The 20783-nt window shown below is 41.1% G+C and carries 18 protein-coding genes; 11 read left to right on the top strand and 7 right to left on the bottom strand.

The genetic code is table 11. The features are described from left to right. Positions 1 to 29 precede the first annotated feature (29 nt). The 5 genes from KTO63_RS11550 to KTO63_RS11530 form a co-directional block, all read right to left on the bottom strand. Positions 30 to 680 carry a c-type cytochrome gene (locus tag KTO63_RS11550; RefSeq protein WP_217791442.1) on the bottom strand — a complete coding sequence of 217 codons (651 nt, stop codon included), beginning with the start codon at positions 678 to 680 and terminating at the stop codon, positions 30 to 32. Between the two features lie 79 nt (positions 681 to 759). Continuing rightward, positions 760 to 1356: a DUF3341 domain-containing protein gene (locus KTO63_RS11545; RefSeq protein ID WP_217791441.1), complete on the bottom strand. Its 597-nt coding sequence runs from the start codon at positions 1354 to 1356 to the stop codon at positions 760 to 762. Between the two features lie 103 nt (positions 1357 to 1459). Next, a complete protein-coding gene (gene nrfD, locus KTO63_RS11540; protein ID WP_217791440.1) occupies positions 1460 to 2905 on the bottom strand; it encodes an NrfD/PsrC family molybdoenzyme membrane anchor subunit in 1446 nt (481 codons plus the stop codon). Between the two features lie 120 nt (positions 2906 to 3025). After that, positions 3026 to 6208, bottom strand: a complete 3183-nt coding sequence (locus KTO63_RS11535) for a TAT-variant-translocated molybdopterin oxidoreductase (RefSeq protein ID WP_217791439.1) — start codon at positions 6206 to 6208, stop codon at positions 3026 to 3028. A 95-nt stretch (positions 6209 to 6303) separates the two neighbouring features. After that, complete coding sequence (locus KTO63_RS11530; RefSeq protein WP_232373141.1) at positions 6304 to 7512, bottom strand: c-type cytochrome; 1209 nt, start codon at positions 7510 to 7512, stop codon at positions 6304 to 6306. Between the two features lie 883 nt (positions 7513 to 8395). On the opposite strand from KTO63_RS11530, the gene purN reads away from it, so the two are divergent. The 3 genes from purN to KTO63_RS11515 are packed head-to-tail and all read left to right on the top strand — an operon-like array spanning position 8396 to position 10376. After that, positions 8396 to 8971, top strand: coding sequence for a phosphoribosylglycinamide formyltransferase (purN, locus tag KTO63_RS11525; RefSeq protein WP_217791437.1), 576 nt, complete (start codon positions 8396 to 8398; stop codon positions 8969 to 8971). A gap of 39 nt (positions 8972 to 9010) precedes the next feature. Continuing rightward, positions 9011 to 9820, top strand: coding sequence for a carboxypeptidase-like regulatory domain-containing protein (locus KTO63_RS11520; protein WP_317195765.1), 810 nt, complete (start codon positions 9011 to 9013; stop codon positions 9818 to 9820). A gap of 10 nt (positions 9821 to 9830) precedes the next feature. Further along, positions 9831 to 10376, top strand: a complete 546-nt coding sequence (locus tag KTO63_RS11515) for a hypothetical protein (RefSeq protein WP_217791435.1) — start codon at positions 9831 to 9833, stop codon at positions 10374 to 10376. 150 nt (positions 10377 to 10526) lie between these two features. On the opposite strand, the gene KTO63_RS11510 is transcribed toward KTO63_RS11515, so the two are convergent. Further along, positions 10527 to 11045, bottom strand: a complete 519-nt coding sequence (locus tag KTO63_RS11510; protein ID WP_217791434.1) for a DUF4251 domain-containing protein — start codon at positions 11043 to 11045, stop codon at positions 10527 to 10529. A gap of 189 nt (positions 11046 to 11234) precedes the next feature. Here KTO63_RS11510 and KTO63_RS11505 point away from each other — a divergent pair, with 189 nt between their 5' ends. Both KTO63_RS11505 and KTO63_RS11500 read left to right on the top strand, forming a co-directional pair. Further along, positions 11235 to 12002, top strand: a complete 768-nt coding sequence (locus KTO63_RS11505; protein WP_217791433.1) for a 4-hydroxy-tetrahydrodipicolinate reductase — start codon at positions 11235 to 11237, stop codon at positions 12000 to 12002. Between the two features lie 125 nt (positions 12003 to 12127). Further along, the gene (locus KTO63_RS11500; protein ID WP_217791432.1) at positions 12128 to 12508 is read left to right on the top strand and encodes a RidA family protein; all 381 of its coding nucleotides are present in this window, start codon (positions 12128 to 12130) and stop codon (positions 12506 to 12508) included. A gap of 235 nt (positions 12509 to 12743) precedes the next feature. Here KTO63_RS11500 and kbl read toward each other — a convergent pair whose 3' ends face one another. Continuing rightward, on the bottom strand, positions 12744 to 13931 hold the full coding sequence (kbl, locus tag KTO63_RS11495) for a glycine C-acetyltransferase (protein ID WP_217791431.1): 1188 nt from the start codon (positions 13929 to 13931) through the stop codon (positions 12744 to 12746). Between the two features lie 136 nt (positions 13932 to 14067). Between kbl and KTO63_RS11490 the strand changes: the two genes are divergently transcribed. The 6 genes from KTO63_RS11490 (at position 14068) to KTO63_RS11465 (ending at position 20753) form a co-directional block, all read left to right on the top strand. Beyond that, entirely contained in the window at positions 14068 to 14271 is a 204-nt protein-coding gene (locus KTO63_RS11490; protein WP_217791430.1) for a hypothetical protein, read from the top strand. A gap of 269 nt (positions 14272 to 14540) precedes the next feature. Next, entirely contained in the window at positions 14541 to 15026 is a 486-nt protein-coding gene (locus tag KTO63_RS11485) for an RNA polymerase sigma factor (protein ID WP_217791429.1), read from the top strand. Positions 15027 to 15044: 18 nt separating this feature from the next. Next, entirely contained in the window at positions 15045 to 16178 is a 1134-nt protein-coding gene (locus KTO63_RS11480; protein ID WP_217791428.1) for an anti-sigma factor family protein, read from the top strand. Positions 16179 to 16256: 78 nt separating this feature from the next. Further along, positions 16257 to 17138 (top strand): outer membrane beta-barrel protein, encoded by an 882-nt coding sequence (locus KTO63_RS11475; RefSeq protein WP_217791427.1) that lies wholly within the window; start codon positions 16257 to 16259, stop codon positions 17136 to 17138. A gap of 289 nt (positions 17139 to 17427) precedes the next feature. After that, positions 17428 to 18729 carry an aminotransferase class V-fold PLP-dependent enzyme gene (locus KTO63_RS11470; RefSeq protein WP_217791426.1) on the top strand — a complete coding sequence of 434 codons (1302 nt, stop codon included), beginning with the start codon at positions 17428 to 17430 and terminating at the stop codon, positions 18727 to 18729. Positions 18730 to 18968: 239 nt separating this feature from the next. After that, the gene (locus KTO63_RS11465; protein WP_232373140.1) at positions 18969 to 20753 is read left to right on the top strand and encodes an AMP-dependent synthetase/ligase; all 1785 of its coding nucleotides are present in this window, start codon (positions 18969 to 18971) and stop codon (positions 20751 to 20753) included. Positions 20754 to 20783 lie beyond the last annotated feature (30 nt).

Raw genomic sequence — 20783 nt, 5'->3', positions numbered from 1 at the left:
TGCTCAATGAATCAATTTAAATTCTTCAGTTACTTTTTTGCAGTTGAATCTGCTTTAGGCGCAGCTGCAGTAGTTGAAGCAGCAGCTTCGCTACCACCTTTTGCTTCAGCTTGTTTGTCTTTAATATAGTGGATCACCATCCATCTTTGCTTTGGAGTAAGCTGAGATGCATAAGAACCCATCAAATTTTTACCGTATGTAATCGCGTGGAACATTGTTCCTTCGCTCATCTTTTCGTAGTTAGCATCACCTAAAAATGCAGCAGGTTTCGCAGGGAAAGGACCATCACCACCTTTATACAAAGGGCCGTTACCATCCAGTTTCGCACCATGACAAATACCGCAGTTGATCAAAAACAATCTTTCCGCTTCTACTTTACCAGTTGAATCAAGTGCAGGCAACGGGTTTACCATTACTGCTTCGCTTGCATACAAACCTGTAGTGTCGGCAGGTGTTTGATAGATCACGTCCTCATTTCTGCTTACAGTGCCCCTAACGTTCTTTGCATTGTAATTAATGCCGTCTTCGTTTAGTTTGCTGTGGTCCGAATATGTTTCCACTGCCTGGCTATATGCCATATCCGGCATATAATTTCTTGATGGCTTACGCTTTACATCACTACAGCTTATTACAACTACAACTGCAGCTAACAAGGTAAATATGACAGATAATTTTTTCATCTGTGAGCTATTATTGTTTTTTTTCAGACAAAACCAATTTTTATCTCAGTTCTATTTGAGTTGATTCTTCTTACAATTTTTATTCGAAAGCAGTTTTCTCTTTTCTAACCTGGAACGGCATTGTGTCTTTGTCGTAGCGACCAAGCCACCAGCCAGTTTCAGCGTTCTGCACATTTATTTCTTTTGCCCCTGTCTGCGCAAGGAAAGATTTTACTTCATCTTCATTTGTTTTCTCTGTGCACTCAATCACCATTACAAACTGATCGTCTGTAGCGCGTGGGTGGAAGTGGTGCTTTTTCAAAAACGGAGCTAACTGGCAGAGGTAGCAGAATGTAAGTACCATACCTACGGCAGAGAACAATACTGTTAACTCGAACGTGATAGGAATCCATGCCGGCAAAGCAAAGTGAGGTTTACCACCAATGTTTAAAGGCCAGTCTTTGGTAAACACCCAGCTAATGCCACCTAACGCTGTAGTGGTTCCTGTAATAGCATATATAAAACCGGCTGTATGAAGACTTGTATCACGCAGTCCCATAGCATGGTCTAAACCGTGCATTGGAAACGGAGTGTATATATCATGAAGCTTGTAACCCGCCTTGCGTACTTTTTTCACCGCGGGAAAAAGTACAGCTTCATCATCAAAACAACCTACTACAAATTTTTTTACAGACATCTTTTAAAATATTCTGAATTTGAAAATTTGAAAATTTGAAAATGAACACTTGAGTTTCGTTATCAAAACAACTCTCAACTCTCAACTTTCAACTCTCAATTATTTAGTGTGCATGTGCTTGCTCGTGAGCAAATTCTTCTGGTGCTTGCGTCTCAATTCCGCTAACTCCTTCTTTGTAGCTTTCACCGCTTTTCTTCAAGATGTGCTTGATCTCAGCGATAGCAATTACAGGGAAGAATTTAGAGAACAGGAAGAAACACGTAAAGAACAATCCAAACGTACCCATATAGAAACCAACTTCCCAAATGGTAGGTCTGTAGTATGTACTCCAGCTACTTGGTAAATAGTCACGATATATAGAGGTAACGATGATCACAAAACGCTCGAACCACATACCTACGTTTACGATGATTGACATGAAGAAAGTAACAGTGATGTTTCTTCTCATTTTGCGGAACCAGAAGATCTGCGGAGACAATACGTTACAGCTCATCATCAGGTAGTAGCTCCATGCTAATGGAGTTGTAATATCCCATCTGTTTCTGAACGCAGCAGCCTCGTAAGGATTCTGACCATACCATGAAATGAACAACTCAGTTATATAGGCGATACCTACGATAGAACCGGTTAACACGATAACCTTGTTCATTACCTCGATGTGCTCAAGTGTAATGTAATCTTCGAGGCTCAATACTTTACGTACGATTAACAACAGTGTTTGTACCATTGCGAATCCAGAGAAGATCGCACCCGCAACGAAATATGGCGGGAAGATGGTAGTGTGCCATCCTGGAATTACTGACGTAGCGAAGTCAAAAGATACGATAGTGTGTACAGACAATACAAGTGGTGTACTCAAACCAGCCAACACAAGAGACAAAGACTCGTGACGTTGCCAGTGTTTTGTAGAACCTGTCCATCCGAAAGACAGAACACCATACATTCTTTTTCTCCATTTTTCTTTTGCACGGTCACGCACAGTTGCCAGATCCGGAAGAAGACCGGCGTACCAGAACAACAACGAAACTGTGAAATATGTAGAGATCGCAAATACGTCCCAAAGAAGTGGTGAGTTAAAGTTAACCCACAATGGACCTCTTGTATTTGGATAAGGTAATACGAAGAATGCGTTCCAAACACGACCCATGTGGAAGATAGGGAACTGACCCGCGCACATTACGGCGAAGATCGTCATCGCTTCCGCAGCACGGTTCACACCTGTTCTCCAGCCCTGGCGGAAAAGTAGCAAGATCGCGGAGATCAACGTACCGGCGTGACCGATACCAACCCACCACACGAAGTTGGTAATGTCCCAACCCCAACCAACTGTTTTGTTAAGGTTCCACTGGCCTATACCGTAAACAACGTCACGATATACGGAGTAAGCACCAAAAGATAATAAGAAGAGTGAAATAGTAAACCCTATTTTCCAAAGCTTTGACGGCTTTGCTTCAATTGGGCGAACAATGTCTTCTGTTACCTGGTGATAAGTCTTATGACCTGTTACCAGCGGGTTTCTTGTTTGCGATTCGTATCTTAATAATCCCATATTCTATGCTTTTAGCTATCAGCTGTTAACTTCTAGCTTATAAAGTTTTTGTGAATAATAACTCTATTAAAAAATGCTTAGCACCATCTACAGACAAGGCATTGCCTTGTCTTGTCTCTACTAGCTGTGTGCTGCTTCTTTCTTTTCTGCTTTGTGCTCTTCGTGTCCTTCTTCTTCCTCTGCTTTCACACCCAAAACAACATCTGTGTTACGCACTTTAGCCAGGTAGTTCACGTTTGGTAATACGTGCAATTGCTCAAGCGTAAAGAACATACGGTTTTTGTTGTCTTGTCTTGTTTTTGAAATCTGACTTTCCGTGTTGTTAGCGTTACCGAAAACGATCGCATCAGCCGCACATGCTTGTTGACAAGCTGTTTTAGCATCATTGTCAGTCAATGTGCGATTTTCTTTTTTCGCTTTCAGTTTACCTTCCTGTAAACGCTGAACGCAGAATGAACATTTTTCGATCACACCACGGCTACGAACAGTTACGTCTGGATTCAATACCATACGTGTAAGCTCGTCGTTCATCATCAACACCGAACCATCGAGGTGACCAACGTCTCCAAGACCACCTGTATTTTTTTGGTTGTCAGGGAAACTATCGGCTCCTGTATAGTCAGCCCAGTTGAAGCGACGTACTTTATAAGGACAGTTGTTAGCACAATATCTTGTACCGATACAACGGTTATAAGTCATTTGGTTCAAACCTTCACTGCTGTGGTTAGTTGCGGCTACCGGACATACGTTTTCGCAAGGTGCGTTGTCGCAATGTTGACAAAGCATTGGTTGGAAAAGCGTTTGAATGCTATCTGCATCTGCAGCGTTACCGCTGAAATAACGGTCGATACGCAACCAATGCATTTCATGAGCTCTCAACACTTCGCTTTTACCTACAACTGCTACGTTATTTTCTGCAGTACAAGCTACTACGCAGGCACCACAACCATAACAGCTGTTCAGGTCGATACTCATACCCCATTTGATACCCGGACGGTCGTAGTGAGGATAGATTGTACCTTGTTTTTCGTATTCAGCCAAACCACCAAACGGTGCAAGTTCTTTATCTCTCGCTTCCCAGATTTGCTTTGGATTCTTTTTGAAAGATTCCAAAGTAACTTCTTTCACCACTTCACGACGACCTTCATAGCTGGCGTGAGTTTGTGTTTGAGCAAGTTTGTATATTTTCTTAGCGTCAGTAATTGTTACATCGCTTGCAGCGTAAACAACGTTGCCGTTATTTACTGTAGCAAATCCAAATACATTTTGCCCCAATTTGCTACCGTCATAGTGTTTAACGGCTTTGCCAATATTCTCGCTTCTGCCGTAACCAACTGCGATCGCAATTGTGTTTGCCTGGATACCAGGAACGATGATAGTTGGGATTGTAACTTCTTTATTACCAACTTTAACTGTAGCCATTGGCTTAGTCATTTCTACATCGTAAGTATCAGACGCAGTTGCATTAAGTACATCTATGCCGAACAACTCTTTACCCAAAGAAGGGGAAATGATTGCGTAGTTATCCCAGGTGATCCTGGTGATTGGGTCTGGCATCTCCTGTAACCAAGGGTTGTTGGCTTGTTTACCATCACCCATGCTTACTTTCTCATACAATACCAATTCGATCTTACCGCCTTTTTTAGTGCTGTTGATCGCAGCAGTAGCTTCTGCCACTTTTGCTCCATTGTAAGCTGTACCACTTACAGCAGCAGCAGGCTCAATAACACCATCTTGCAAAGCTTTCAGGTAAGCAGCCTGTCCGCCCACTTTAGCAGCCCAGAAAGTATTGAAATAATCGTGATAAGCAGTTTTGTTACCAGTCCAGGTTAACAATGTATCTTGTAACTGGCGTGTTTTGAAAAGCGGAGAGATTGTAGGCTGCATCAAGCTGATATAACCAGCTTTAGGTTCAGCATCGCCCCAGCTTTCAAGGTAGTTATTAGCTGGCAAAACGTATTTGCACAACTCAGTAGTTTCATCCATTTTTTCGTTGAATGAAACAGAAACTTTTACTTTTTTAACAGCCGCTATGAATTTCTCTGCGTCTGCGTAATCGTAGGCAGGGTTTGCATCCCATATCAACAAAGCACCAACGCTACCAGCGTTCATGTCGTCAACCAATTTAGCAAACTCGCTGTCTACACCCTGACGTGTTTGAGAAGGAGCAGCCCAGTTTAAAACTGTTCCGTTTGCACCAATCGCTTCGTTGATTGCGTTTACAACAACCTGAATGTTCACGTCGTTGCTACCGCACATTACAACTGCAGCGCCTTTATTTGCCAAAAGATCTTTTGCAACTTTTTCGATACCTGCTTTCAGTTTCGCATCGCTAACTGATACACCCTGACCGTTTACGGCGTTCAAAAGTGACAAGGCAATTGCACCTGTTTCAGAAGGACGGTGAGTAAAGCGTTCGTCAGCGTTTGCACCTGTCATGCTAAGCATACTCTCAAATTGGTAATGCTTGCTCATTTCAGGATTTGCTTCATTGATCTTTCTTCCCTGAGTGTACCCTTTTTGTTGCTCAAGTGGATTCAACCACGTACCAAGGAAATCAGCGCCAAGACCTACAACCACTTTTGCTTTTTCCAACTGGTAAGCAGGGAAAGCTCTTTTTCCGTAAGCAGCTTCGTTAGCCAACAACAATCCACTGTAAGAAATGGAATCGTATTGTACGTGACGGCCGCCCGGATATTTCGCTAAAAATTCTGTGATGATTTGTTTTGTAGAAGGGGAAGTGATTGTGCTTGTAAGCAATACAACCGGAGCTCCACCCAAACCTGCTAATGCTTCAGAAACCATTTTATCAAATGCTTCCAAAGAGCTTACTTCTTTACCGTCATGTAACGGGTAGCGAAGACGTGCAGTATCATAAAGATCTAAAACAGAAGCCTGAACACGTGGAGTAGTTCCGCCTTTTGTGATAGAAGAAAGATCGTTTCCTTCAATTTTGATAGGACGACCGTCGCGAACTTTCGCAACTACAGGTATAACTTCTCCGCCGGACACAAATGTTGTAGCATAATAGTTAGCTACACCAGGAGTGATCTCAGCAGGTTTATTTAAATAAGGAATAGCTTTTTTAACCGGTGTTTCGCAGCTTGCAGCTACAGCAGCCGCAGCGGTGCTAAAACCCAGGTATTTAAGAAAGTCCCTGCGTGGGGTTTTTGCGTCCAATAGTCCTTTCCCTTCCAGATCTTCAAATGGTAATTCCTCACGGAATTCGTTCTGAACATTCTCTTGATGTGCTTCTGAGTTGTGTAACTCCCCGAAACTTTGCCAGTATTTTTTGTTAGCCATACTAATATTAGATCGAAGATTATTGGTTACTGCCGTTTTAATTACAGACAGTGAATTTCCTTTTAATTATTTGTTTTGAGCCCTTGCACTATTTATTAATAGTGACATTTTTGACATTCTGTACCACCGATTGTTTCTACAGTGATGCTATCCAATTTATGAGGGTTAGCGACCATTTCGCCATCCTTATTTTTGATAGAATCTTTCATTTGTTCGTGGAACTTCTCGTATATGCTGTAGAACTTGTTATTTGTGAATTGAACTTTTGTTTCACGGTGACAGTTGATACACCAGCCCATGCTCAGGTCAGCGAATTGGTAAACCTCGTTTTCTTTTTGAATTTCACCGTGACATGTTTGACAAGCTTGTTTACCAGCCACTACGTGTTGAGAGTGGTTGAAGTATACGTGGTCAGGTAAGTTGTGGATACGAACCCATTCGATAGGTTTTGGCTCGTTTGCATATTTTCTTTGCTTAGGATCCCAACCTGTATAGCTGTAAAGTTTTTGAATTTCCGCAGTTCCGTTAACCTCTGTTCCGTCTTCGCGGTACAGTTTTTCACTTTTATCGCTGTACTCGTTGATAGCCATGTGACAGTTCATACAAATATTCAAAGAAGGAATATTTGCCTGTTTGCCCAATTGCGCACCACCGTGGCAATACAAACAGTTGATCTGGTTGGTACCGGCGTGTACTTTGTGAGAGTAGAAAATTGGTTGCTCAGGCTGGTAGTTTTTGTTACGTCCCAGGCCGATAGCACCTTGTATAATATAGTAACCACCGATCACAAACAAAACCAACATAAACAAAGTGATGTAAGTTTTATTTCTGTAGAATGGAACCGGCTCGTAAGCTGGAACACCTTCTTTATCGTCGGAAAGTTTTTTCAGGTTTGAGTTAACCTGCAATAAGATCAGTGTAATAACTGCAAGGATCAGAGAAAGAATACCGAAAAGGAGACTGTTGTCAGAACCTTTTTCTTCGCCTTCGCCACCTGTTGGAGTAGTTTTAGCCTCTTCTTTTACCGGCGTGCTTACATATTTCAGGATCGCATCGATATCAGCATCTGAAAGGGCTTCAAAGGTTGACATCGGAGTGTTGTTGTAAGCAGCTTTCAAGTCGTTAAAATACTTGTTACCACTAGCCAACACCTTCGCGTTGTTGCGAATCCAGTCGTGCAATAATTTCTTGTCTGGAACGCGCTCTTCAATACCTGCCAATGCCGGGCCGGTCAAAACTTTATTTACGGCGTGACATGATGCGCAATTCGCCTGAAATAAAGCCTTACCGTCTTGAGCCTTCAAATTCTGGAAAGAAATTACAAGGAGCAAAAGGATACTGAATATACTAGTCTTGGCTATTCTGCTTTGATAATTCATATTTCTCAAAATATCTGTGGATAATGTGGAAAAAATATCCGGAATCGGGTGCAAAAATATGACAGTCAATTGACAAAACGCAAACAAGCCGATATTTTTTTTTTCCGCTCTGGGCTTGCGTTTCAGAGGATTAACATGAAAAATGCATAATGTACCGACAAAAATTTAAGATAGCTTTAGAACTATTTTTAATATATACAAAAATGTGAATAACAGGGGATTTATCTGAATCATCTTATTCTATGATTCCCGTCAAGTTTCATAGGGGCGTTGCCATAATTGCCTATTTCTCTTCCCTTTCTGGGAAAATGCATCTTCCCTTTCTAAAATATTTTTTTAAATATTACATTGTAATATTCTAAAAATACCCAAATTTAATGCGTTACAGTACCCAACCGAACCTCTAATTTTTAATGTACTGAACATTTTAAACAAAAAAACTGAAAGAGTCCTCTCTGTTCAGATAACCCCTGATTGTGAGAAAATGGGCCGTACTAACTGTTGACTTTTGATTACTAGCTATTTCCCGGTGTGAGAAGTGGCACTGCGGAAAAATGAATTATTGAACCAACGAACAACATTATCGACATCCTTAAAAAGAATGGGGTAAGGGAATTTTCTTTGTTGACACATCATATTTTTTAAGGTTGAAGGAAGTTGCGCCCCAATACCATTGAAAATGATAACACCTCTGCAGTTTCATTTATTTGATCGATTTCTAGAAGATTGTCGTCCAAAAAAGTTGCTTCGGCAAATGTGATCAAACGGCCTATTTTTGCTTCTCGAATAAAAAACGTCACACCATCACATGATCAAAGTAGCCATTTTTGCTTCCGGAGCTGGTTCTAATGCACAAAAGATAATTGACCACTTCAGAGAACATTCTTCCGTAAAGATCAGTCTCATTGTTTGCAATAAACCCGGTGCTGGCGTTTTGCAGATTGCCGAGAAAGAAAACATCCCAACATTACTTATTGAAAAGGAACAATTCTTTAGGGGAGACAACTATGTTCATGCATTAAAAGCTCATGACATTTCCTTTATAATACTTGCCGGATTTCTTTGGAAAATACCCGGCGGCCTGGTGGAAGCATTCCGCGGACACATTATTAATATACATCCTGCTCTTTTACCAAAATATGGTGGTAAAGGTATGTACGGCCAATTTGTGCATGCAGCAGTAATCGAAGCGGCAGAAAAAGAAAGCGGTATAACCATTCACTATGTCGATGAGCAATACGATCACGGCTCTACTATTTTCCAGGCTACCTGTGAAATAACACCTGATGATACGCCGGAAACACTGGCTCAAAAAATTCACGCATTGGAGCATGCACACTTTCCAAGAGTGGCAGAAGAGGTTATCTTACAATTAAAAAGTTAAAATGAAATTTTATTGATCGAATAAAATTTTTTCGATGTAATATCACACTTAATAAAAGCATTTTATCTGATCAGATATTTACTACTAATCGTTGTTTGTTTTTGCACCATTGCAGCTAATGCGCAATACGCCACCATCAAGGGAACGATAATGGATGAGACCAATACGTTTCCCATTCCGGGAGTGAGTGTATTGTCAAAATCAGGGCGCGGTACTACTACCGACTCGTCCGGAAAATACTCCATTACCCTGCCAGAAACTGATTCCATTTACTTTTCTTATTTAAATAAACCAACGGCAAAATTTGCCGTGAATGCCATTGCAGATCCCAACGCTTTTAATGTGGCCATCCGTATTCCTGTTGCTTATTTAAAAGAGATAAGAGTTTTGCCACGCAATTACCGAATGGATTCCATACAAAACAGGATCGACTACGCGAAGGTTTTTAATTATAAAAAGCCCGGTCTTAGTATAACGGCACCCAATACAGGTGCGCTGGGTGTTGGCCTCGACCTCGACCAGATCATCGGTATGTTCAACGTACAAAAGAACCGCCGCATGAAACTTTTCCAGAAAAGGCTGATTTGGGAGGAGCATGAAAAATTTATCGACCACCGTTTTTCAAGAGGGGTCATTCGCAGGCTTACAAAACTCGATAGCACGGCACTGGATACGTTTATGATCGTTTTCAGGCCAAGCTATTTGTTCACGGCTTCTACAAGCGATTATGATTTTTATGACTACATAAAAAAAGCCGGCGAGGAATACAAAGCAGGCGTTCGACATAATAACCTTTTGCGTAAAGAGGATTATATGTACGATTATTACGATCAGGATTACGATAATTAAAAACCGCAACATGGATCAACTAACTCTTGGTATCGGTACGCGTTTACAACATACACAATATGGACCCGGTGTAATTGTTGGTGTAAAATATGCCGTCTACATAATATCATTTATTCATCACGGCATTAAAGAGATTGATAAAACCGATAGTCATTTGGATGAGATCCTTCCGGAAAATGTAACAACTGAGGTAGAAACCACTTCCGAAATGGAAAAGTCGTTGTTGAAAATTCTTCGTTTGTGGGGCGACGTTACAGAGCCAGTTCCTTTGGGCGACAGATGGACGGGAGGCACAATGGTTCTTCAACCAAAAGACACTTCATTAAAACCTAAAGAAATTTCCATTGAGGCTTTCTTTCATAAAATAGTAATGCTGCGCGACAGGGTCCGCGTAATGGAGCAACAGATCAATAGTCACAAGACTTTAAGTGATGAAGACAAAGTGAATCTGCAGCAATATATCACACGCATCTACGGCTCCCTCACTACATTCAATGTTCTTTTTAAGAACAAGGAGCAATGGTTTGTTGGAGAAAAGGGAGCGAAGGAAGACTAGGAGAGTTGAGAATGGAGAGTTGAGAGTTCGTTGTAATCAAGCACTGGATGTTTAAGTGTAAACGTCGTATCTTCAACGTTTACACTTATGTCAATTCTCAATTCTCAATTCTCAATTCTCAATTCTCAATTCTCAATTCTCAATTCTCAACTATTTCTTCTTCTTTGTTTTCCTCTCCACTATGATTCCATTAAACGAAATAGGCTGTTTGCTGGTGCTGGTAACCTGTAGCGTCGCATAGCCGTCTGACGACACGCTTAAGCTCATCATCTGCACGTCTTGCACATCTTTTGGTTTGATTACAATATCCCAACCTTGCTTTTTGCCCGGCGTTACGGTGTATTCAAAATCTTTCGAAATAAAATGTATGCCGCCTTGCGTTGGATCCATCGGTGCTGTATATGCGCGGCCATAATATGGCAGGTAAGAATTAATGGTATCCTTACTCACTTTTAGGTCGTAATCATAATTAAGTTGACGTGTGGCGCCTGACATTGGCATTGCAGACTGCGCCTTGAAAACATAATTCTGCGAGTCGATGAGTGCTTTAATAGCCGCTTGTTTTTTTTCCTGTTTTGACTTTTGCGCTATTAAGTTATTGTTATGAAACAGCAAGGCAATCATTAACAAAGAAAAATATATGCCTGCCGAAAGAATCTTTTTTCCCATTGTTTCAATGCTTTAAAGTTTGCGAATTGAGTGTATTTAAATATAACAATTAGTTTTTATTAAATATATACCCAACAAGCTTTTACCTTTCTTAAAAATGGGTGTTATATTGCAAGTCTCCCCTTTCGCAACTGAGTAGTTGCAGCCCTGCCGTGTGGTCTAATTTTCTAACCTTTAAAAAACAAACTCATGACCAAAATTAGAATCGGACTATTTGGCTTTGGCAAAACCGGAAAACAAGTAGCTGGTGAATTTCTAAACGATGCGCATTTTGAGTTGGTTTGGGTCGTTCGAAGAAACGAAACTGATCATGGCAAATATGCGAGTCACTTGCTAGGACATGAATTCAAGGCAGGAAAAATTTTTTCTGTGAAGGACATTTGTCCGGATTTCTATAGAAAAAATCCCGTAGATGTATTGGTAGATTTTTCAAGTTCCGACGGCATTCAATACTACGAAGCAGCTGCTGAACAAGGCATTAAGATCATTTCAGCAATCTCTAAGTATGAAGAAAAGGATTTGGCACTGCTGGAAAAATTAAAAAACAAAACGGCAACGTTGCATTCTCCAAATATCACACTAGGCGTAAATTTTTTATTGATCGCTTCACAAGTGCTACAAAAGATTGCACCACATGCGGATATTGAAATTGTTGAAGAACATTTTCGCAAAAAAAATGAAACATCCGGCACTGCATTGAAAATCGCCGAAACACTTGGACTCGAAAAAGAAAAGCATATCAATTCCATTCGTGTAGGCAGCATTGTTGGCAAACATGAAGTGATCTTTGGTTTACCTAACCAAACAATCCGTATCATTCACGAAAGTATTAGCCGCGCTGCGTTTGGGCAGGGCGCCATCTTTGCCGCAAAATGGCTGATTGAGCAAGCCGCAGGATTGTACAACATGGAAAATTATATTACAGATTTGTTCAGAAGAAATATTCCGGTCTACTAGAGAGAAGGGAACACTGATTTTCATGATTGTCATGATTTAAGCAGATAAATTTTCATCATAACGAATCATGAAAATCTTGAAAATCTGCGTTCTTTCTTATTTTCACACTCCCAAATAATCAATCAATGAGCAAGAAAATCATCGTTACGGATAAAGCACCGGCACCTATTGGGCCATACAGCCAGGCTGTACAAGCTGGTAATATGTTATTTATTTCAGGACAAATTCCTATTAACCCGGCGACCGGAAATGTTGAAGCAACAGACATCCAGGGTGAAGCTACACAGGTTATGGAAAATTTGAAGGCCATTCTAACTGAAGCCGGGACCACATTTGCAAGCATTGTGAAAACAAACATCTATTTAAGCGACATGAATTTGTTTGCACAGGTAAATGAAGTGTACGGCAAATATTTTGAAAAAGATTTTCCTGCACGTGAAACAGTTGCTGTGAAAGGTTTGCCTAAAGGCGTGAACGTAGAGATCAGCATGATCGCAGCTTTATAATGACCGAATAACTGAATAATTGAATAACTATAGAGACGCGTTGAACGCGTCTCTTTTTTTATCAGGTATGCTGTACCTAAATGGCAGCAGATTTTTTGTGTAGCAACGTTTGGGTGCAAGAGGAGACGCGTTCAACGCATCTCTACAGCGTTCGACAATTCTGTGTTCTCTGTGGCAAAAAAAACGTCCCGAAAATTTCGGGACGTTTCAGTTATTCAGTTACTCAGTTATTCAATTATTTCAGTACTCCCAACTCCTTGCCCACTTTTGTAAAACCGGCAATCGCTTTATCCAAATGTTTTTGCTCGTGCGCAGCGCTTAACTGTACACGAATGCGCGCCTGCCCTTTTGCTACCACAGGGAAGAAGAACCCAATTACATAAATATCTTCTTCCAGCAATTTTGCTGCAAATTGTTGTGCAATTACTGCGTCGTACAACATGATCGGAACGATCGGGTGATCGCCGGGTTTGATATCAAATCCTGCTTCCGTCATTTTCGAACGGAAATATTTTGTGTTGAATTCCAGTTTATCGCGGAGTTCTGTTGTTTCTGTCAACAGATCCAATACTGCGATGGAAGCACCAACAATAGAAGGCGCAACCGTATTGGAAAACAAGTAAGGACGGCTGCGCTGACGAAGCATTTCGATCACTTCTTTTTTTCCGCTGGTAAAGCCGCCGCTGGCACCGCCAAGCGCCTTACCTAAAGTACCGGTGATGATGTCTATTCTTCCCATCACATTTCTGTACTCGTGCGTACCACGTCCGGTTTTGCCCAAAAAGCCTGAAGAGTGGCATTCGTCGATCATTACGATCGCGTCATATTTATCTGCCAGATCGCAAATTTTATCAAGCTGTGCTATTGTACCGTCCATGCTGAAGGAACCATCGGTAACGATGATACGACTGCGGAGGTTCTGCGTTTCTTTTAGTTTCTCCTCCAAATCGTCCATATTGTTGTGCTTGTACCTGTAGCGTTGAGCTTTACAAAGACGCACGCCGTCGATGATGGAAGCATGGTTCAATTCATCGCTGATGATCGCATCCTGGTCGCTGAAAAGTGGTTCAAACACACCACCATTTGCATCAAAAGCGGCTGCATATAAAATAGTATCTTCTGTACCTAAGAATTTTGCAATTTTTTGTTCAAGCTCTTTATGAATATCCTGCGTACCGCAAATAAAACGCACACTGCTCATGCCATAACCATGGGAATCGATGGCTTTATGTGCCGCTTCAATTACTTTTGGATGTGCAGACAAACCGAGATAGTTATTGGCACAAAAATTCAATACAGTTTTTCCATTTACCTGAATTTCAGGACCTTGTTCACTGGTAATGATACGTTCTGTTTTAAAAAGACCGGCCTCTTTTATCTCGCCCAGTTCTTTGCCTATGCGTTCTGCGAATTTGGTATTCATTGATTCATGTTTAATTTGGAGCACCAAAAATAGGGAAGTTGAAGCCTGAAACACCAAATTTTAACCATGTAAAAAAACTCTAATTTAAGTGTAACCTTTTTTCTGTACCTTCGTCATACTTCTAAACTTAACGATTATGAAAGCAACAGCATTATACAGGCTGGCTTTTTTATTGATCATCCTTGGTGCGAGTGTTTTCCTTTATGCCTACAATCATAAGGAAAAGGCTACTACCGACGATTGCACAGAAGGCGGAAAGAAAAGTTGCTGCGAGAAAAAGGCAGACAGCGAATTCATCATTCTTGAGTCCATTGTTGATCGCCTGACAGCTTGCAGATAAAATATTAATTTCATCCCTACTCAATATAACCAGCTTCGGCTGGTTTTTTTATCGACGTGAAGAGCGTGAATAGTCAATCGTCAATCGTGAATGGGACGCTGAACGCCTGAGAACCAGCAGCATTTTGAACTTTCGCACTGTGCAAAGAGACGCATTCACGATTAACCTTTCACGTTTCACGTAATTTTCAGATTTTTTGTAACATTCCCGTACCTCCCAGCGTATAACTATTAAATTAAACATCAACATTACCGTTAGAGCTGCTGTTTATGACAGAAAAGGACTACAACGAATGCGTTAGAAACTATGCCGATAATGTATACCGGTTTATCGTGAAGAATCTTCGTCATGAAGAAGATGCGCGGGACGTGGTGCAGACGGCTTTTGAAAAATTGTGGCGCAACAGGGAGGAAATTGATGCAGAAAAAAGCAAATCATACCTTTTTACCATCGCATATCATCAAATGATCGATCATTTGCGAAAAGTGAAAAGAATACACCTAAAAGACGAATTTCACGAATCAACTAGCATTAGCAATAAACCAACCAATAACCTTAAGCGAATACTGGAAGAAGCCTTATCCCGGCTAAACGAAACACAGCGAAGCCTTGTCCTGCTGAAAGATTATGAAGGATATTCCTATGAAGAAATCGGTGCAATCACCAATCTCAGCGAAAGCCAGGTGAAGGTATATTTGCACCGGGCACGTATTTTATTGAAAAACTATTTGGTAAGTCCTGAAAATGTTTTATAAGGCTTATCAAACAACGAAATGAAAATGGAAATAAACCGCCATAATTACGAAGAATATTTTCTACTGTACATTGACAATGAGTTGTCGGTTGCGGAAAGGAACGCCGTTGATGTATTTGTGGAACAAAATCCGGACCTCCACGCAGAATTGGATGCCCTGCAACAATCCCTTTTTCTACCAGAAGAAAAAATTGTTTTCCCTGGTATAGAAGGTCTTTTTAAAAGGGAGAACGCAGTAACTATAACCGCCGATAACCGCGAAGAATATTTCGTACTATATCACGATGGCGAGTTAACGACCTCCGAAGAAAAACTGGTGGAAGAATTTGTGCAAGATCATCCGCAATACAAAGTTGATTTTGAACTTATTCAAAAAGCAAGACTGGAAGCAGATAAAGCAATAATATTTGAAAACAAAGAGGTTTTGTATAAACATGAGAAGACCGAAAAGGTGATTTACTTCGCATGGTTAAGATGGTCTGCAGCAGCGGCAGTAATTGTGATCGCAGGATTGTTATGGTTCAATAAGAGCAATTTGTTTACCGGCAAATCAGTTGAACGCCCAATCGCATCGGTTGGTAGCAATCAAAAGAATGGTGCGGTTGAAAGCAACCCGGCGTCAACCAAAATTCAACCAACTACGCAGCCAGAAAATGTTGCGCCGGCAGGTCAGCAAACGGAAAATCCTGATGGCATTAAGAACCCATCTTCGGTAGGTATCACAACAACAAGTGAAGTAAAAAGCCGAGTGAGCACAGATAGCCAGCATACAGGAACACCTTCTGCAACCAATGGCAATGAGGTGAAAAACAATGCAGCTACAAATCCGTCCATTGCGATAAATGATGATCCTAAACTGACATCTACCAAAGTAGAGCCTTTGATAAACGATGTTGCAGTGAATGATCCAAACGTAGGAAAGATAAACGAACACATTAAACCCAACATAACGAGCGCCACACTTGCAAGTGAAAGCAATGAGCAAACAACCGACAATGCAGATCTTGCCAATAACGAATCATCAGTTGGTAGAAAAAGCGGATTAAGAGGCTTCATCCGCAAAGCTACCCGGGTGATTGAACGTAATGCAAATGTTGATCCCGAGGAAAGACCAGGCATTATGATTGGCAATTTTGCAATCGCTACAAAATAACACGGGCAAAAGCGATTGACCCAACAACAGCCCAAACCATTATTCCAAAATTCATTAATTCTTTTAAACAACAAGTATATGCACAAACTGTATTTACTACTAGCCGCCTTATGTATCACTACCATCAGCATGGCACAATCTGATACCACCCGTCCTCAGGCTGACACAACCAAACCTAAGAATGATACCATCGTGGTAGGCGGCATGATCATCATCAAAACGCCGGGCGACCAGCAGCAAGAACCGGAAAAACACCATAAGAAAGATTTCTACGTAAATCTTCCAAAGAAAAAACGCAATCCTAACCTTAGCACCAACTGGCTCGTGTTTGACTTTGGGTTCAACAACATGAACGATCAAACAAATTACAATTCGCCGGCAGTACAACAACTATTTTCTCCGGCGGGAAGTGGCAATAAGGATTGGTTCGATCTTCGCAACGGAAAGTCTGTTAACGTAAACATCTGGTTTTTCATGCAGCGTTTGAATTTGGTTCAGCACATTCTTAACTTGAAATATGGCCTCGGTTTGGAACTTTACAACTTCCGCTATTCACAACCAGTTCGTTTTGATACCGACCCTACAAATGGTTACAGCTACTACCTCGATCGCGCTCAAAACTATTCGAAGAATAAACTGGCGACGGATTACCTGGCCGTACCTGTAATGTTGAACTTCAACTTTACACCTGGAAAAAAGGCATGGGAAAGCTTTGGATTGAGCGCCGGTGTTAGCATGGGTTACTTGTATTCTTCTCGCCAAAAAATCATTAACGAGCAAGGGAAAAACAAGATCCACAACAACTTCGACCTGGAACAATTTAAGTTGTCTTACATAGCGGAACTGCAGTTAGGCTTCATCAAGCTATATGGTTCTTATGCATCTAAAAGCATTTTCAAAAATGGCATCAATCAAACACCTTATGCAATTGGTGTAAGGTTTAGCAATCAATCTTTTTAGAAGAAGAATTTAATAATTGAAAAGCGTCGGCGAGTTTGAAACTTGCCGACGCTTTTTCGTTTTTGATTTGCCACAGAAAACACAGAAGAAGCCAAGCTGCATCAAAACCTTTGTGTTCTCGGTGGCAAACAACACGTTGCTCCGACGGTAAGCAGGTAGATTGCAAAACTCATCTTATTTGTTTTCTTTTGTATCGGACATCCACTAACGATTGTTTTACGACTCCAGCCGGGAAATGCTTCACTGTGTATTGTATTCACATCTTTCACAACCGCTAAATCTCTCTTATATGCAACGCAGAAGTTTTCTAAAAGATGCAGGCTTGTTGCTTACAGGCGCATCTATATTGCCCAAAATATCTCATTCCGAATCTTTACATAATGCTCCTTTCAAAGTTGATTCATGGGCCTCCGTGCGTCAGCAATTTCTGCTGCAGACCGACTACATTCACATGGCACTAATGTTGCTCGCCTCGCATCCAAAACCAGTTAGAGATGCGATCGACTATCACCGCAAAATGCTCGATGCAAACCCATGCGGATATTGGGAAAGCAGTTATCCCACTATGGAAGATAGCATAATGGAATCTGCCGGTAAATTTTTTGATGTGGATCCAAAAGAAATAGCGTTGACAGACAGCACTACCATGGGACTCGCCATGTTGTATAACGGATTTAGACTAACAGAAAATGATGAAGTGCTTACCACAGTGCATGATCACTACGCCACAGAAAAATCATTAGAGTTCGCAGCTTCAAAAAGCAATGCAACGATAAGAAGGATCACCCTTTATGAAGATGCCGCAAAAGTCAGTGTTGATGAAATAGTAACAGCACTTACAAACGCCATAACCCCAAGAACAAAATTGGTTGCTGTTACATGGGTGCATTCTTGCACTGGTGTAAAACTCCCTATCAAAGCAATGACAGACGCTGTGAAAGCGGTGAGTGCGAAACACGGAAGGCGCATCTATTTTGCTGTTGATGGTGTTCATGGAACCGGCATTGAAAACTTTACGATGAAAGATCTTGGCTGTGATTTTTTTGTTGCCAGTACACACAAATGGATATTCGGGCCTCGTGGCACGGGCATTCTATGGGCGAAGAAAGACACATGGAATCAACTTAGTCCAACAATTCCTGCATTTTCCAATTATGCATATGGCATGTGGCTGGGAATGGTACCGGAAGGTAAAATTCCATTTGGTGATTGGTGCACACCGGGAGGTTTTCACTCCTTTGAGCACAGATGGGCGCTGCCGAAAGCTTTCGAATTTCATACTCAAATTGGCCGCGACAAAATTGAATCGCGCAGCCATGAACTAAGTACGCTGCTGAAAAAAAATTTGAAAGAAATGAAAAATATTACGCTCCACACGCCCGTCTCTCCTTCACTATCAGCAGCGATCAATTGTTTTGATGTAGCGGGCTTTAAAGATCCCGACAAGGTGGTTGCGAAGCTGCACGAAAAAAAGATTATTGCAAGCTCCTCTCCATACCGGGTAAGTTATGTAAGATTAACTCCGTGCATTCTTAATTCAGAAGAAGAAGTGCAGACTTGTGTGAAGGCTTTGCAAACACTGAAGGCGTAATTGAAAGTTGAAAATTGAAAATGCTGTAGAACGCAGATTTTCATGATCATTACGATTAGATAAGATTCTTAAATTGGGTCTTGGGATTAGGAGTATTCAAATTTCAAATCATGATTAATCATCACAATCATGAAAATCTGCGTTCCACTTTCAATTTTCAACTTTCAATTTTCAATTAAGAAGGATTTGATTAAATTGAGGCTGTAAACAAAGCGGTAGATTAAGTTTAACGATTGACTATGATTACAAATCCAACGAGACTTTTTGATTGTGTTCAGTATCATTTGGAAAGAAGCCCTATTGAAGACATGCTTGCTGCAAAGGAAAACGGACAATGGAAAAAATACAGTACGCAGGAAGTAAAAGACACTACCGAAAAATTAAGCGGAGGTTTGTTCAATTTAGGCATTAGTGGCAATGACATGAGCCTCGAAAATCGCGACAAGGTAGTTATTCTCGCCAAAAATCGCCCGGAGTGGATCATGCTCGATCTCGCAGTTCAGCAAACCGGCGCGGTGCTCGTTCCCGTTTACCCTACTATTAATGTGCATGAGCTAGAATTCATTTTGAATGATGCACAAATAAAAATGGCCTTCGTTAACGACGAGGAAACCTACACAAAAATATTCAGCATCAAACATAAGGTGCCAAGCCTTCAGCATATTTTCAGTTTTGAGCATGTTCCCAATGCGGCGCATTGGAAAGAAGTTTTTCAAAAGTCTACCCCGGAAGCTATTGAAAAAGTAAAAGAAATTGCCAAGACTATCGGGTACGAAGATCTCGCTACCATCATATATACTTCAGGAACAACGGGAACTCCTAAAGGAGTCATGCTTTCTCACAAAAATATCCTGAGCAACGTGCAAAGCAGCATGCCTTGTTTTCCGCCGGGTAATAGATTCAGAGCGTTGAGCTTTTTACCACTCAATCACATTTTTGAAAGAATGGTTAGCTACATTTATATGTTTAAAGGCGCTTCCATTTACTACGCGGAAAGCCTTGATACCATTGGTGAAAATTTACAGGAGGTAAAACCAACCTTGTTCACCACCGTGCCGCGTTTGCTGGAAAAAGTATACGAACGCATTATGCAAAAAGGCGCTGACCTGACTGGCGTTAAAAAGAAATTATTTTTCTGGGCGCATGAACTTGCGACAAAATTTGAGATCAATCAAAACCAGGGAATGTGGTACAATATGCAATTGGCCATTGCCAACAAACTTATCTTCAGCAAGTGGCGTGAAGGTCTTGGCGGTCAATTGCAGTGCATTGTAACAGGCGGAGCGGCTTGCCAGGTACGGCTTATAAGAATTTTTACAGCAGCCGGCATTCCTATTATGGAAGGCTATGGCCTTACAGAAACATCGCCTGTTATAAGTGTAAACAGGTTCGATGAAGAGGGTAGAAAATTTGGAACCACCGGCCCGTTGATCAACCAGGTGCAGGCAAAATTTGCAGAAGATGGTGAGTTGCTGGTGAAGGGAGACAACATAATGATGGGCTACTACAAACGCCCCGATCTTACTGCAGATGAAATTACCGATGGCTGGTTCCACACCGGCGATATTGGTACAATGGTAGACGACAAATTTTTGAAGATAACTGATCGCAAAAAAGAATTGTTCAAAACCAGCGGCGGTAAATACGTTGCGCCATTGCCTATTGAGAATAAATTAAAAGAATCAATGTACATAGAACAGGTAATGGTAATAGGCTCGGAAAGAAAATTCGTGTCGGCGGTTATTGTACCTTCTTTCTCTAATTTAAAAGAGTGGTGCAAAAAGCAAAACATTCCATTTACCAGCAATGAAGAGATTATCAAAGAGCCTCGTGTAATCACTTTTTACAAAGAGATCATCAACGAGTATAACAAGTTTTTCAATCATGTAGAGCAAGTGAAAAAATTTGAGTTGCTGGCAAATGATTGGTCAATAAACTCCGGTGAGCTTACTCCTAAGTTGAGTTTGAAAAGAAAGGTGGTAATGGAAAAATACCGGCCGGTAATTGAAGCGATGTACGCATAATTTTACCTGTCAAATAAATTTGATCATCAC

Origin of the sequence: Pinibacter aurantiacus (assembly GCF_019130065.1) — a bacterium.
Classification (GTDB): Bacteria; Bacteroidota; Bacteroidia; order Chitinophagales; family Chitinophagaceae; genus Pinibacter; species Pinibacter aurantiacus.
The sequence above is the reverse complement of the archived record's forward strand: the minus strand, read 5'-3'. Positions and strand labels throughout refer to the sequence as shown.

Excerpts from the sequence above, each read along its gene's own strand:
- KTO63_RS11550 (WP_217791442.1), bottom strand. The coding sequence starts at position 680 with ATGAAAAAATTATCTGTCATATTTACCTTGTTAGCTGCAGTTGTAGTT.
- KTO63_RS11545 (WP_217791441.1), bottom strand. The coding sequence starts at position 1,356 with ATGTCTGTAAAAAAATTTGTAGTAGGTTGTTTTGATGATGAAGCTGTA.
- nrfD (WP_217791440.1), bottom strand. The coding sequence starts at position 2,905 with ATGGGATTATTAAGATACGAATCGCAAACAAGAAACCCGCTGGTAACA.
- KTO63_RS11535 (WP_217791439.1), bottom strand. The coding sequence starts at position 6,208 with ATGGCTAACAAAAAATACTGGCAAAGTTTCGGGGAGTTACACAACTCA.
- purN (WP_217791437.1), top strand. The coding sequence starts at position 8,396 with ATGATCAAAGTAGCCATTTTTGCTTCCGGAGCTGGTTCTAATGCACAA.
- KTO63_RS11515 (WP_217791435.1), top strand. The coding sequence starts at position 9,831 with ATGGATCAACTAACTCTTGGTATCGGTACGCGTTTACAACATACACAA.
- KTO63_RS11510 (WP_217791434.1), bottom strand. The coding sequence starts at position 11,045 with ATGGGAAAAAAGATTCTTTCGGCAGGCATATATTTTTCTTTGTTAATG.
- KTO63_RS11505 (WP_217791433.1), top strand. The coding sequence starts at position 11,235 with ATGACCAAAATTAGAATCGGACTATTTGGCTTTGGCAAAACCGGAAAA.
- KTO63_RS11500 (WP_217791432.1), top strand. The coding sequence starts at position 12,128 with ATGAGCAAGAAAATCATCGTTACGGATAAAGCACCGGCACCTATTGGG.
- kbl (WP_217791431.1), bottom strand. The coding sequence starts at position 13,931 with ATGAATACCAAATTCGCAGAACGCATAGGCAAAGAACTGGGCGAGATA.
- KTO63_RS11490 (WP_217791430.1), top strand. The coding sequence starts at position 14,068 with ATGAAAGCAACAGCATTATACAGGCTGGCTTTTTTATTGATCATCCTT.
- KTO63_RS11485 (WP_217791429.1), top strand. The coding sequence starts at position 14,541 with ATGACAGAAAAGGACTACAACGAATGCGTTAGAAACTATGCCGATAAT.
- KTO63_RS11480 (WP_217791428.1), top strand. The coding sequence starts at position 15,045 with ATGAAAATGGAAATAAACCGCCATAATTACGAAGAATATTTTCTACTG.
- KTO63_RS11475 (WP_217791427.1), top strand. The coding sequence starts at position 16,257 with ATGCACAAACTGTATTTACTACTAGCCGCCTTATGTATCACTACCATC.
- KTO63_RS11470 (WP_217791426.1), top strand. The coding sequence starts at position 17,428 with ATGCAACGCAGAAGTTTTCTAAAAGATGCAGGCTTGTTGCTTACAGGC.
- KTO63_RS11465 (WP_232373140.1), top strand. The coding sequence starts at position 18,969 with ATGATTACAAATCCAACGAGACTTTTTGATTGTGTTCAGTATCATTTG.